Origin of the sequence: Allobosea sp. RCC_152_1, from assembly GCF_041360765.1 — a bacterium.
Taxonomy (GTDB): Bacteria; Pseudomonadota; Alphaproteobacteria; order Rhizobiales; family Beijerinckiaceae; genus Allobosea; species Allobosea spartocytisi.
In genome coordinates, this window is the sequence record NZ_JBFUPU010000001.1 from 420,695 (window position 1) to 433,508 (window position 12,814).

The 12,814-nt window shown below is 67.5% G+C and carries 10 protein-coding genes; 5 read left to right on the forward strand and 5 right to left on the reverse strand.

The features are described from left to right. Window positions 1-17: 17 nt before the first annotated feature. Complete coding sequence (locus AB6806_RS01985) at window positions 18-983, reverse strand: Bug family tripartite tricarboxylate transporter substrate binding protein (protein WP_133561716.1); 966 nt, start codon at window positions 981-983, stop codon at window positions 18-20. 244 nt (window positions 984-1,227) lie between these two features. Between AB6806_RS01985 and AB6806_RS01990 the strand changes: the two genes are divergently transcribed. The 3 genes from AB6806_RS01990 to AB6806_RS02000 all read left to right on the forward strand — a co-directional run bounded on the left by AB6806_RS01990 (window position 1,228) and on the right by AB6806_RS02000 (window position 5,631). Then, window positions 1,228-2,499: an O-antigen ligase family protein gene (locus AB6806_RS01990; protein ID WP_142020414.1), complete on the forward strand. Its 1,272-nt coding sequence runs from the start codon at window positions 1,228-1,230 to the stop codon at window positions 2,497-2,499. After that, on the forward strand, window positions 2,492-3,862 hold the full coding sequence (gor, locus tag AB6806_RS01995; RefSeq protein WP_370954013.1) for a glutathione-disulfide reductase: 1,371 nt from the start codon (window positions 2,492-2,494) through the stop codon (window positions 3,860-3,862). Before AB6806_RS01990 ends, gor begins: the two co-directional genes overlap by 8 nt. Window positions 3,863-4,245: 383 nt before the next feature. Continuing rightward, window positions 4,246-5,631: a class II 3-deoxy-7-phosphoheptulonate synthase gene (locus AB6806_RS02000; protein ID WP_370954014.1), complete on the forward strand. Its 1,386-nt coding sequence runs from the start codon at window positions 4,246-4,248 to the stop codon at window positions 5,629-5,631. 77 nt (window positions 5,632-5,708) lie between these two features. Here AB6806_RS02000 and AB6806_RS02005 read toward each other — a convergent pair whose 3' ends face one another. Beyond that, entirely contained in the window at window positions 5,709-6,536 is an 828-nt protein-coding gene (locus AB6806_RS02005) for an outer membrane protein (RefSeq protein ID WP_112764081.1), read from the reverse strand. A 160-nt stretch (window positions 6,537-6,696) separates the two neighbouring features. On the opposite strand from AB6806_RS02005, the gene gltX reads away from it, so the two are divergent. Continuing rightward, window positions 6,697-8,037, forward strand: a complete 1,341-nt coding sequence (gltX, locus tag AB6806_RS02010; RefSeq protein ID WP_370954015.1) for a glutamate--tRNA ligase — start codon at window positions 6,697-6,699, stop codon at window positions 8,035-8,037. 114 nt (window positions 8,038-8,151) lie between these two features. Here gltX and AB6806_RS02015 read toward each other — a convergent pair whose 3' ends face one another. Continuing rightward, entirely contained in the window at window positions 8,152-9,480 is a 1,329-nt protein-coding gene (locus tag AB6806_RS02015; protein ID WP_038361799.1) for an MFS transporter, read from the reverse strand. A 193-nt stretch (window positions 9,481-9,673) separates the two neighbouring features. Next, on the reverse strand, window positions 9,674-10,846 hold the full coding sequence (locus AB6806_RS02020; protein ID WP_370954016.1) for a DUF2865 domain-containing protein: 1,173 nt from the start codon (window positions 10,844-10,846) through the stop codon (window positions 9,674-9,676). A 269-nt stretch (window positions 10,847-11,115) separates the two neighbouring features. On the opposite strand from AB6806_RS02020, the gene AB6806_RS02025 reads away from it, so the two are divergent. After that, the gene (locus AB6806_RS02025) at window positions 11,116-12,066 is read left to right on the forward strand and encodes a phosphoribosylaminoimidazolesuccinocarboxamide synthase (protein ID WP_370954017.1); all 951 of its coding nucleotides are present in this window, start codon (window positions 11,116-11,118) and stop codon (window positions 12,064-12,066) included. 166 nt (window positions 12,067-12,232) lie between these two features. Here the strand turns inward: AB6806_RS02025 and AB6806_RS02030 are convergent, their stop codons facing one another. Beyond that, complete coding sequence (locus AB6806_RS02030) at window positions 12,233-12,730, reverse strand: MarR family winged helix-turn-helix transcriptional regulator (protein ID WP_038361803.1); 498 nt, start codon at window positions 12,728-12,730, stop codon at window positions 12,233-12,235. Window positions 12,731-12,814 lie beyond the last annotated feature (84 nt).

A 12,814-nucleotide genomic window follows, 5' to 3' on the forward strand; every position in this document is an offset into this window, starting at 1 on the left:
CGACGGTGCCGGTCGGCTTACTTCACCAGCCCGACTTCGGTCATCACCTTGGAGACGCGCTCGATCTCGCCCTTCAGGAAGCTGTCGAAGGCGGCGCCGGCCAGGAAGGAATCGTCCCAGCCGCGGGCCTTGAGGATCTCCTGCCACTCCTTCGACTTGACCATCTTCTCGACCGTGTCGGTCAGGGCCTTGGTCTGCTCGGCCGAGAGGCCGGGAGGAGCGACGACGGAGCGCCAGTTCAGCAGCTCGAGCTCGATGCCCTGTTCCTTGAGGGTCGGGGCGTCCGGCGCGTTTTCGAGGCGCTTGCCCGAGGAGACCGCGAGCACGCGCAGCTTGCCGGCTTTGATCTGGCCCTCGAACTCGCCATAGCCGGAGACGCCGGCGGTGACGCGCCCGCCGAGCATGGCAGCCAGTGCCTCGCCGCCGCCCGAGAACGGGATGTAGTTGATCTTCTTGGCGTCCGCTCCGACCGCCTGCGCGAACAGCGCGGCGAGGATGTGGTCGGTGCCGCCGGCCGAGCCGCCGGCCCAGGTCACCTTGGCCGGGTCGGCCTTCAGGCGCTCGGCCAGGTCCTTGGCGCTCTTGAGTGGCGACTCCGTCGGCACGACGATGACCTCGGCCTCGGCGGTGAGGCGGGCGATCGGCGTCACCTGCGTCAGGTTGACCGGCGACTTGTTGAGGAGGATCGCGCCGACCATGACGAAGCCGTTGACCATCAGCTGATGGCCGTCGCCCTTCGCGCCGATGAGCTGGGAGAGGCCGATGGTGCCGCCGGCGCCGGTGACGTTGTTGACCTGCACGCTCTTGACGATGCCGGCCGCGGTCAGCGCCTGCTGCATCGAGCGCGCGGTGCCGTCCCAGCCGCCGCCGGGAGCTGCCGGAGCCATGATCTTGAGCTCGCTCACTTGGGCGAAGGCTGCCGTCGAGAGCGCCGCGAGGGCCACGGCCGCGAGGGTGCCGCGCTTGAGGACCGATGTCAGCATGGATTTCCTCCGCTGTGCGGCTTCGCCGCGAGTTTTTTAGGGTTGCCTTTGCCCTGTGGCACCATGCCGCTCCAGGCGTCAATTGCGCCTGATTACATAATCGGATGACATGATTTCGGGTCGAACCGGCAGGTTTTCCGAAGTTCTACGTCTTTCGTTGCAGGCGTCGTGTCAGCGGAAGGCAAAGGCGGGGCTTGCAACCACGCCTCTGGCGAAGATCGGCCCGATCGCGTAATCGCAGCCCATGAGCCAGCCCCGCCTTCCAGTCGGCCAGGAAGCCGTCTCGACTTCCTCGCTTCTTTCCACCCGTCTCGTGGCGGCCGGCTCGGTGCTGATGGTGCTGATGCCGCTGGCGATGTGGCTCGCCAATCGCTCCGCGCCGCTGATGCTCGGCCTCGGCGCCATGACCTTCATCGCCGCAGCTGTCGCGGCGGGCCGGGCGGGCGAAGTCGTCGCGCGCTTGCGGAGCCTGCTCGCGACCCCGCTGGGGCTGGCGCTGGCCGCCTTCCTCGCCTGGGCCCTTCTCTCGATCCTGTGGAGCCACAGGCCGGCGGCCTCCTTGCGGGCCTGGGCGGAGCTTGTGCTGCCGGCGGTCTTCGCGCTCGCGATTGCGGCTTCGGGCCGGTTCAGGCCGCAGCCCGCATGGCTGCGCGCGCTTGCGGTCGCGATCATCCTCGCCAGCCTGCTGGCCATGGTCGAGCTCACCTCCGGGCTGTCGCAGCGGGCCGAGCTCGGCATCGGAAAGCTGATGAGCTTCGTCTTCAATCGCCCCGCCATCACGGCGCTGGTGCTGGCCGTGCCCACGATCCATGGTCTCTGGCATATGCCGGCCGCGCGCCGCTCCGACCGGATCCTGGCAGTCCTGCTCGGACTGACCGTGGCCGCATTGGCGCTGCGCTCGGAGAGCGCTTCGGCGCGGCTCGGCGTCGCGGTCTGCCTCGTCTGCTGGGTCGCGTCGGCCTACTGGCCGCGCCTGATGCTGACGGCCGCCGCGATCGGGCTCGTCCTGACCATGGCGATGGCGCCGGTTCTCGGCCTTGCCGCCCATAACTGGCTACCCTCGGTGATCCTGAACCGTTTCGCTGTCATGACCGGGCAGGCTCGTATCGATATCTGGCAGAGTTTCGGCGAGGTGGTGCGGGTACGGCCGATCGCCGGCGCCGGCTTCGGCACCTCGGCCAGCATGGACCGGCACCCGGTGGCGGCCGAGGTGGCGCCGGAGCATAGGGTGCTCCTGGGCGTGGGGCACCCTCACGACATGCCGTTGCAGGCATGGGTCGAGACCGGAGCGATCGGGGCGGGCATTCTGCTTGCGGCGGGCCTGCTTCTGCTGGCGCGATTGCGCCGGCTGCCGGCGCGGGAGATGGCGCCGCGCCTCGCGCTCTTCGCCGCTGCCTTTGCGATTTCGGTCGTCGGGCACGGTGCCTGGCAAGGCTGGTGGATTGCCGTTCTGGGAGCCGGGATCCTCTGGTTCGGTCCGGGCGCGGCCGCGCGACAAGGAGAAGACCATGGCTGAGTACGACGTCGATCTCTTCGTCATCGGGGCCGGCTCCGGCGGCACGCGTGCGGCGCGCATCGCGGCGGGCCATGGCGCCCGCGTGATGATCGCGGAGGAAGACCGGATCGGCGGCACCTGCGTCATCCGCGGCTGCGTGCCGAAGAAGCTCTTCGTCTATGCCAGCCGCTTCACGGAGGATTTCGAGGACGCGGCCGGCTTCGGCTGGACGCTTCCCGCAAAGCCGTCCTTCGACTGGCCGACGCTGCGCGATGCCGTGGCCAACGAGGTCACGCGCCTGTCCGGGCTCTATCGCAAGGGGCTCGAGGGCGCGAAGGCCGAAATCCGTGAGGAGCGGGCCGTCATCGAGGGACCGCATGAGGTCCGCCTGCAGAAGAGCGGGCAGCTCGTCCGCGCCCGCCACATCCTCGTCGCGACCGGTGGCTGGCCCTCCTTCGATCCGCCGATCCCCGGCGGCGAGCTTGGCATTTCCTCGAACGAGGTCTTCCACCTGCCGGTGCTGCCGAAGCGGATGCTCGTCGTCGGTGGCGGCTATATCGCGCTCGAATTCGCCAGCCTCTTCGCCCGGCTCGGCGTCGCGGTGACGCTCCTGCACCGGGGCGACAACATCCTGCGCGGCTTCGACGAGGACATCCGCACCCGCCTGCGCGACGCGCTGAAGGAGGCCGGCATCACCTTCCGCCTCGGTTGTACCGTCGAGCGCATCGAGGAACTGCCGGACGGCAGCCGCCGCGCCCATTGCGCGACGGGCGCGCCGATCGAGGCCGATGTCGTCCTGGTCGCGACCGGGCGCCGTCCCAACACGAAGGGGCTCGGGCTGGAGAAGGTCGGGGCCGAGCTCGGGCCGCTCGGCGAGGTCGTCGTCGACGCCGCCTCGACCAGCAGCGTGCCGTCGATCCACGCGGTCGGCGACGTCACCAATAGGGTGAACCTGACCCCGGTCGCGATCCGCGAGGGCCATGCCTTCGCCGACACGGTTTTCGGCAACAAGCCCTGGACGGTCGATCACGGGATCATCGCCTCGGCCGTCTTCACCACGCCGGAGGTTGGCACGGTCGGTCTCAGCGAGGATCAGGCTCTCGCCGCCGGCCATGAATTGCGCGTCTTCGAGTCCAATTTCCGCCCGATGAAGGCGACGATCTCCGGCCGTCACGAGCGCATCTACATGAAGCTCGTCGTCGACGCGAAGACCGACAAGATGCTGGGCGTCCACATCCTCGGCCATGACGCCGGCGAGATTATCCAGGCAACCGCTATCGCGGTGACGATGGGCGCGACCAAAGCGGATTTCGACCGCACCGTCGCGCTGCATCCCAGCGCCGCCGAGGAACTGGTGACGATGCGCACGCCGCGGGCGGGGTAGGGCTATCAATCGTCTCGCGGAACCACGTCGTCATCCCGGGCCTGTCCCGGGATCCATCGAAAGGCGCAGCGCTCGACGATGGATCCCGGATCTCCGCTTCGCTCCGTCCGGGATGACGCGCGTTTCCGGGACAGCACTGCCAGTAGAGTTTCCGCGGCTACGGTTGAATCAGCCTGTGAAGCGCCTGAATCAGCATGGCAACCGGCGCTGCTATCCCGTTGCGGGGAATCGGCTTTTCGATCGTGTGTGACGATGGGCCGGGCAGCCCGCTGCGGGGGCCGCCGCCAGACGATGGCCATTCCGCGAGCTTGGGTGTATAGCCGCCCCTCGCGCTACCAAGAGGTTAACGATGCGCGATCCCAAAGTCAGGAGCACGTAGTCCCATGTCCGAGCGGTGGACGCCAGAGAGCTGGAGGGCCAGGCCCGCCCAGCAGATTCCGGATTATCCGGACCAGGCAGCCTTGAAGGCGGTCGAGCAGCAGCTCGCCGGCTTTCCGCCGCTCGTTTTTGCAGGCGAGGCGCGCAAGCTCAAACGGGCGTTGGGCAAGGTCGCGGCCGGTGAGGCCTTCCTCCTTCAGGGCGGCGACTGCGCCGAGAGCTTCGCCGAGCACTCGGCCGACAACATCCGCGACTTCTTCCGGCTGTTTCTGCAGATGGCGGTGGTGCTGACCTTCGCCGGCGGCTCGCCGGTGGTGAAGGTCGGGCGCATTGCCGGGCAGTTCGCCAAGCCGCGCTCGGCGCCGAACGAGAAGATCGGCGATGTCGAGCTTCCCAGCTACAAGGGCGACATCGTCAACGATATCGCCTTCACGGCGGAAGCGCGCATCCCCGATCCGCGTCGCCAGCTCGAGGCCTACAGGCAGTCGGCCGCGACGCTGAACCTGATCCGCGCCTTCGCGACGGGCGGCTACGCCAATCTCGACAACGCGCATCGCTGGATGCTCGGCTTCGTCAAGGACAGTCCGTCCTCGCATCGCTACCAGGAGGTGGCCGAGCGCATCACCGAGGCGCTCGACTTCATGCGCGCCATCGGCATCGACCCGGAGACCCATCCGGAGATGCGCACGACCGACTTCTACACCAGCCACGAGGCGCTGCTGCTCGGCTACGAGCAGGCGATGACCCGTACCGACTCGACGACCGGCGAGTGGTACGACACCTCCGGCCACATGGTCTGGATCGGCGACCGCACGCGCCAGCTCGACCACGCCCATGTCGAGTTCTTCCGCGGCATCAAGAACCCGATCGGCCTGAAATGCGGCCCCTCGACCACGGTCGACGGTCTGCTCAAGCTGATCGAAGTGCTCGATCCGCAGAACCAGCCGGGCCGGCTGACGCTGATCGGCCGCTTCGGCGCCGACAAGGTCTTCGACAACCTGCCCGCGCTGGTGCGTGCCACCAAGCGGGAAGGGCGCAACGTCGTCTGGTCCTGCGACCCGATGCACGGCAACACGGTCAAGGCGGCGAGCGGCTACAAGACGCGGCCCTTCGACCTGATCATGACCGAGGTGAAGAACTTCTTCGCCGTCCATCAGGCCGAGGGCAGCCATGCTGGCGGCCTGCATCTGGAGATGACCGGCAAGAACGTCACCGAATGCACCGGCGGTGCACGCGGCATGACCGACGCCGACCTCAACGACCGCTACCACACGGTCTGCGATCCCCGCCTCAATGCCGAGCAGGCGCTGGAATTGGCCTTCCTCGTCGCCGAGCTGGTCAAGCGCGAGCGGGCCGGGCGGGCGCGTCCCGAGGTCGAGGCGGCGGAGTAAGCCGCTTCTCCGTCAGACGAAATGGAAAAGGCCGGGACTGATGTCCCGGCCTTTTTCGTTGCGGCAGGAGGATGCCGTCAGAACTTGATGGCGGCACCGACGCGCGCGGTGTTGACGTTGACCGTCACGCCTTCGACGTCATTGAAGCTGCTGAACAGATACTCGCCGCGGACAAGGAGATTCTCAGTCAAGGCGGCTTCGAGACCGCCGCCGACCGAGTAGCCGTAGCCCCAGACATCCTTCTTCGCTCCGCCGAGCACGCGTGGCCAGCCATAGTAGCTGGCTCCGCTGCTATTCGCCCAATCGGCGGCGACGGCCACGTTGGTATCGAAGCGGCCGACCGCGGCGCCGGCGGTGAAATACGGCATCCACATGCCATAGGCGTAGCCCAGGCGAATGCGGGCATTGAAGTAGTCGTTCAATCGGGCATCCTGGACGGATGCGATGGCCATGGCACCGGAACTCAGGAGCCGCGCCTCCAGGGTGGAGGCGGATGTCGACTGATCGACGCGGGAATATTCCGCCTCGAAGCCGATGATCGCATCGCCGAATGCGAAATTATAACCGACGAAGGCGCCGAAGGTCGAACCACGATCGGTGCGGGCCGATGACAGGACGAGCTGGCCCGGGTCGAGTTCGTTCAGGACCGAAGCACCGTTGAATGCGCCTCTGGCGATGTCCAGAACGCCCTTGTCGGTGCGGAAACGCGTTTGAGACAAGCCGCCGAAGCCACCGAAATAGAAACCTGACCAATTATAGGAGCCGCCCGAGAGCGACGGCGCCTGCGGCATGTCCTCGATCTGCGAGCCGCGCAGCACCGGATAATCGGCCGCGAAGGCCGGCGCGCCGAGTCCCGCGGCAAGTGCAAAGGAACCGACCACGCGCGTGACGGAACGGAGGCGCATCCTGATCTCCCCGGCAGCGGTACGGTCTGGCTCCGTTCTGCCCTGCCTGGGAGCGATTCATGCCTTGGTAACCCTAATAACGGGTTAACAGCCTAAGGTTGCAGGCGCCTTATCAGACGAGCGATTGTCGCCCGGGGCCAAAAGCGCCATAAGCCGCGTCATGACAACGTCTCTGGTCCGCTTCGCGCCGTCGCCCACCGGCTATCTGCATATCGGAAACGCCCGGCCGGCGCTGTTCAACTGGCTGTTCGCCCGCCGCCATCACGGCCGTTTCCTGCTGCGCTACGACGACACCGACATCGCGCGCTCGAAACCGGAATATGCCGAGGCCATCGCCGAGGATCTCGGCTGGCTCGGCATCGTGCCCGATCAGGTCATCTGGCAGTCGCAGCGCCTGGCGATCTATGACGCGGCGGCGGACCGCCTGCGCGCCGCGGGGCGGCTCTATGCCTGCTACGAGACGCCCGACGAGCTCGACCGCCGCCGCAAGCGCCAGCTCGCCCGCGGCCTGCCGCCGATCTACGACCGTGCCGCGCTGAAGCTCACCGCCGAGCAGAAGGCAGCCTTCGAGGCGGAAGGGCGCAAGCCGCATTGGCGCTTCCTGCTGGAGGCGCGCGAGGTGGCCTGGGACGATCTCGTGCGCGGCCCCTCCCATGTCGACTGCGCCTCGCTCTCCGATCCGGTTCTGGTGCGCGAGGACGGCAGCTATCTCTACACGCTGCCCTCCGTCGTCGACGATATCGAGACCGGCGTGAGCCATGTCATCCGCGGCGAGGACCACGTCACCAACACGGCGGTTCAGGCGCAGATCTTCGAGGCACTGGGCGCGAGCTTGCCGGTCTTCGGCCACCACAACTTGCTGACCACGGCGAGCGGAGAGGGGCTTTCGAAGCGCCTCGGCCATCTCTCGCTGCGGGGCTTGCGCGACTCTGGCGTCGAGGCGCTGGCCGTCGCGGTGCTGGCCGTGCTGGTCGGGACCTCCGACGCGGTGCGTCCCGTTGCGAGCCTCGACGAGCTCGCCGGTCTCGTCGAGTTGGCCCATGTCTCGCGCGCTCCGGCCAAGTTCGACGAGCATGAGCTCGAAGCGCTGAGCGCCCGCACGTTGCACCAGATGCCCTTCGCGACGGTCGCCGATCGGCTCGCGGCCATCGGCGTCGCTGGCGGGGAGCCGTTCTGGCTGGCCGTGCGCGGCAACCTGACGAAACTCGACGAGGCGAAGCTCTGGTGGCAGGTCGTCAAGGGACCGGCCACGCCCGTCATCGCCGATCCGGCTTTCGTGGCGAAGGCGGCTGAGCTGCTGCCGCCGGAGCCTTTCGACGGCACGAGCTGGAAGAGCTGGACCCAGGCCGTGTCCGCCGCCACCGGCGCCAAGGGCAAGGGGCTGTTCATGCCGCTGCGCCAGGCGCTGACCGGCCTCGACCATGGGCCGGAACTGGCGGCCCTGCTGCCGCTGATCGGGCGGGAGAAGGCCCTGAAGCGGCTGGCCGGCGAGAGCGCCTGATACCCGCCGTCATTCTCGGGCCGCGTCAGCGGACCCGAGAATCTCGTTCGGTATAGGGGCTGGTTTCCGAGATGATCGGGTCAGGCCCGACCATGACGGCAGAGAGCCGCCCCCTCACTCGTGCCGGTGCATCGCCGAGGCGTGCTTGGTGTCGCGCATCAGCGCGTAGACCAGGAACGAGAGGAAGATGATGCCGGCGAGATAGTAGTAGAACCACTGCTCGTGGCCCTGCTGCTTGAAGAACAGGGCGATGGCCGGCGCCGTGCCGCCGAAGATCGAGACGGTCAGCGCATAGGGCACGGCGACGCCGGTCGCACGCACCGAGGTCGGGAACAGCTCGGCCTTCACCACCGCGTTGATCGAGGTGTAGCCGGCGGTGAAGATCCAAGCGCCGCAGATCAGCAGGAACGCGATCCAGGGCGATTTCGTGCCGGAAAGCGTGGTCAGGATGGGCACGGTGAGCAGCGTGCCGGCGATGCCGAAGAACATCAGCACGGGCTTGCGGCCGATCCGGTCGGAGATCGCACCATAGATGGGCTGCAGGATCGCCGCGAAGATCAGAGAGCCGGCGATGACATAGGTGGTGACGATGTCGGAGAGGCCGACCGTCTGCTTCACGAAGGTCTGCATATAGGTGGTGAAGGTGTAGAAGGCGGCGGTGCCGCCGGCGGTGAGGCCGACCACGATCGCGACCTCGCGCGGATATTTCAACAGGCCACGCAGCGAGCTTTCGCGCTTCATCGTGCCCTTGGCGGCTTCGAAGGCCTCGGTCTCCTGCATATGCCGCCGCATGAACATGGCGGTGACGGCGAGGACGGCCCCGATGATGAAGGGGATGCGCCAGCCCCAGGCGACGAGCTGCTCATGCGTCAGGAAGACATTCTGGAGCAGCAGCAGCACCAAGATGGCGGTGAGCTGGCCGCCGATCAGCGTCACATACTGGAAGCTCGAATAGAAGCCGCGATGTTCGGGGTCGGCGATTTCGGTGAGATAGGTCGCGCTCGCCCCGTATTCGCCGCCGAGGCTGAGGCCTTCGATGATGCGGGCGAGAGCGAGCAGGGCCGGGGCCGCGAAGCCGATCGTCTGATAGGTCGGGGTGAAGGCGATGATCAGCGAGCCGAAGCACATCATCACCACCGAGAGCATCAGCGACAGGCGCCGGCCATAGCGGTCCGCGAGGTGGCCGAACAGCCAGCCGCCGACGGGGCGCACGATGAAGCCTGCGGCGAACAGCGTCGCGGCGTTGAGCTGTTGCACAACCGGGTCGGTCGAGGGGAAGAAATGCGGCGCGAAATACAGCGCGAAGGCGGTATAGGCGTAGAAATCATACCACTCGACGAGATTGCCGACGGAGCCGATGAAGATCGCCTTGATCCTGCGCCGGGCGTCGCTGAGCTCGATCGGGTGCGGGTGGTGCGGCTGTGTCGTGCTGACGTCCGACATGAAGGCCCTCTGAAGCTGGTGGGAGCGTCAGAAGGCAGGACCCGCGGGGATACGGGCCGGAATGCGGTCTGGCGGCCTCCCGAAGGGGCGGCAAGGTTCGCTCTTTATGCGACGGTCTCGCCCATGCGTCCAGCGCCGAGCATGACGATACCCGGCTGCGCGATTTGTCGTCCGCGCATGGAACTTATGTGGATCAGGGCTTGACCAGTTGCGGGCTCAGATTGGGCGCGAGGTTCGGCGCCACGATGCGCACCGTGCGGCGCTCGCCGGTGACGCTGCGCGACTCGCTCTTCAGCCCGTCGCCCTTGTCGAGCGTCTTCTCGTCGACGATGTCGGGGCCGACGCCGGCCGATTCGGTGCCGGAGGTCGGGGAGTTCTCCGACGGCATCGGCTTCTCGTCCGGCGCGTCCGGGAGAGCGGCCGGAGTCGGCTTCACCGCTTCGGGCGCGCCGCGCCGCTTGGGATCGGGTTTCGGCCGCGAGAGCTCGGCCGCGCGCTGCTCGGTGACGATGACGTCGCCCTTGCGCTTGTCGAGCAGGTATTCGGCGTTCTTCAGCGCCTCCGACCAGCTCTGGCCCTGGCCGCGGCAGGTGCAGGTCGCATCGAAGGAGCGGGTGTATTTGCCGGCGTTCGGCAGGGACGAATAGGGCTGGCCGGTCGAGCGCGAGGCCGCGTTCTGGATGTCGCCGCCCGCGCTCATGCCGAAGGCCGTCGTCTCGCTGCCGGGGCAGAGCGCCTGGCACATCTCGTCGGCATTGCCGTTATTGTTGGCGAGCGGGAAGAAATAGCCGTCGCAGCTGCGCACGCAGACGGTCTGGGCGCCGCCGAGGCGCGGCTTTTCCGGCTCGATCACCGGCTGCTCGGGGTCGAGCTCGGGGATGGTCGAGTCGACGCCGCCGGGGCCGGGACCCGGGTCGCGCCCGAAGATCGTGTCGAAGAAGCCGCGCGGGCGCGCGCCGCAATTGTTGCTGATCGCGGCCGCGAGCTGGGCGCGCCGCTGCTCGAGCGCGCCGCCCTGTGCCCGTTGCTGGAGCGCCTCATACTGCGCTTGCAACTGGCCCATCTGCGCGCGGATGCCGCCGCATTGCGGCGGCGCCTGTCCGCCGAAAAAGAGGAAACCGCCACCGCGGTCGCAGCCCATGGCGCGGTACTGGCCGCTCAGCTGGCCGAGCTGCGCGCCGACGCGCTGGGCGGCCTGCGCAGCGCGTGGATCGCCGCCGCTGCGGCCCTGAAGGCTCTGAAGCTCGGCGCGCCATGCGTCGCAGGACGGTGACTGGGCGGCTGCCGTCCCGCTCAAAGCCGCCAGCGCCAGCAGGGCCATGCCGAAGCGTCTGGAAAGTCGCAGCATCATCGCAGGTCGGGTCACGTCATCCACTGTCGGAGCAGGCCGTCGGGCCACAAACTCCTGCCAACAACACCCGCCAAACGCGACGGAACTATGGAGCCCCCGCGTCTCCCGACGCCGAGTCGGCCGAGGTGACGCGGCTTTCGCATGCCACATCCGGGCGCGCGCAGCAATCCGCGGCGAAGGGCGCCGGACAGGTGGTGGAAAACGCGCGCTTCGACTAGAAGCGCGGGGCTGGCACCGCGATTGCGGCGTCGGCAGCTCCTTTCGTCGCGAGGCCAGCGCCGCTCATGTCCGAATTCCTGCCGCTTCACGAAGCCGTCATCCCGGAGCTGCCGAACTATTATCGCGGCAAGGTCCGCGAGAATTACGATCTCCCGGATGGACGCCGTATCCTGATCTCGACCGACCGGCTCTCCGCCTTCGACCGCGCCATCGCCTCGATCCCGCTGAAGGGGCAGGTGCTGACGCAGACGGCGCGCTACTGGTTCGAGAAGACCGCCGATATCTGCCCGAACCATGTGCTCGAATATCCCGACCCGAATGTCGTCGTCGGCCGGCGCCTCGACATCCTGCCGGTCGAGATGGTGGTGCGCGGCTATCTCGCCGGCACGACCGGCACCTCGATCCTGACCATGTACAAGCAGGGCCGGCGCGAGATGTACGGCATGACGCTGCCGGACGGCTTGCGCGACAACGAGGCGCTGCCGGAGCCGATCATCACCCCGACCAGCAAGGCCTTCGACGGCGGCCATGACGAGCCGCTTTCGGCCGGCCAGATCGTCGGGAGCGGCCTCCTGACGCAGAAGCAATGGGAGACCGTCTCGGGCTACGCTCTGGCGCTCTTCGCTCGCGGCCAGAAGCTCGCGAGCGAGCGCGGCCTCATCCTGGCCGACACGAAATACGAGTTCGGCACCGACGCCGACGGCAACATCCTGCTCGCCGACGAGATCCATACGCCCGATTCGAGCCGCTACTGGTTTGCGGAAAGCTATCCCGAGCGCTTCGCCAGCGGCGGGAAGCCTGAATCCTTCGACAAGGATTTCGTGCGCAACTGGGTGGTGGCGCGCTGCGACCCCTACAAGGAGGAGCTGCCGCCGATCCCGCAGGAGCTGATCGACCAGACCTCGGCGGTCTATGTGCGCGCCTATGAGACGATCACCGGCCAGGCTTTCGCCTATCCGCCGGCGGGCGAGAACCCGCAGGAGCGGATCAAGCGCAATCTCGCGCGGTATTTCTGAGGGTTTTCGGCCTGGATTTTATGCTGGTCATCCCGGGCGACCGAAGGGAGACCCGGGATCCATGCCTGAGCCCTTGCCGGAGGCGTTCCGGCATGGATCCCGGATCTGCGCGGCTTCGCCGCTTGTCCGGGATGACGGCGCGATGTGTGACGGGTCCGGGATGCCCCTACGACCCGTCTTCCTCGCGATAATTCCCGGCGAGCAGGCGGCCGCGCTCGGTCAGGGTCGAGAGCACGCGCTCGAACACCTTGATTTCCTCCGGCGCGATGCCTTCGATCCAGCGCGCCTCGAAGCCGAGCGCCAGCGGCACGATCTGGTCGTAGATTCGCTTGCCGGCCGGCGTCAGGGTCACGAAGGATTCGCGCCGGTCCTGCCGGTTCTCGGCGCGCGAGACGAGGCCGCGCTTCTCCAGCTCGGTGACGGCGCGCGAGACCTTGGTCTTGTGCATCTGGGCGAGCTCGCCGATGTCGCGCGAGGTCAGCTTGCCGAACTCGCCGAGCTGCGCCACCACGCGCCATTCCGGGATGCCGATGCCGAAATGCTCGCCATAGATCCGGCCGAGCGCGCGGCCGCCCAGCGTGCCGACGACATTCAGGCGATAGGGCAGGAAGCGCTCCAGCCGGAGCATCTGGTCCTGGAGCGAGGGCGAGGTTTTCTCTGACATGGGCGGCTGTGTAGCTGGTTCCGGAGAGGCCGGCGAGCCGGTGCGGCTGCCATCAGCAGGAGAGGGCCACAACCATACAGTCGA

What these genes read in the sequence shown, in the direction of transcription:
- AB6806_RS01985 (WP_133561716.1), bottom strand. Translation starts at nt 983, where the DNA reads ATGCTGACATCGGTCCTCAAGCGCGGCACCCTCGCGGCCGTGGCCCTC.
- AB6806_RS01990 (WP_142020414.1), top strand. Translation starts at nt 1,228, where the DNA reads ATGAGCCAGCCCCGCCTTCCAGTCGGCCAGGAAGCCGTCTCGACTTCC.
- gor (WP_370954013.1), top strand. Translation starts at nt 2,492, where the DNA reads ATGGCTGAGTACGACGTCGATCTCTTCGTCATCGGGGCCGGCTCCGGC.
- AB6806_RS02000 (WP_370954014.1), top strand. Translation starts at nt 4,246, where the DNA reads ATGTCCGAGCGGTGGACGCCAGAGAGCTGGAGGGCCAGGCCCGCCCAG.
- AB6806_RS02005 (WP_112764081.1), bottom strand. Translation starts at nt 6,536, where the DNA reads ATGCGCCTCCGTTCCGTCACGCGCGTGGTCGGTTCCTTTGCACTTGCC.
- gltX (WP_370954015.1), top strand. Translation starts at nt 6,697, where the DNA reads ATGACAACGTCTCTGGTCCGCTTCGCGCCGTCGCCCACCGGCTATCTG.
- AB6806_RS02015 (WP_038361799.1), bottom strand. Translation starts at nt 9,480, where the DNA reads ATGTCGGACGTCAGCACGACACAGCCGCACCACCCGCACCCGATCGAG.
- AB6806_RS02025 (WP_370954017.1), top strand. Translation starts at nt 11,116, where the DNA reads ATGTCCGAATTCCTGCCGCTTCACGAAGCCGTCATCCCGGAGCTGCCG.
- AB6806_RS02030 (WP_038361803.1), bottom strand. Translation starts at nt 12,730, where the DNA reads ATGTCAGAGAAAACCTCGCCCTCGCTCCAGGACCAGATGCTCCGGCTG.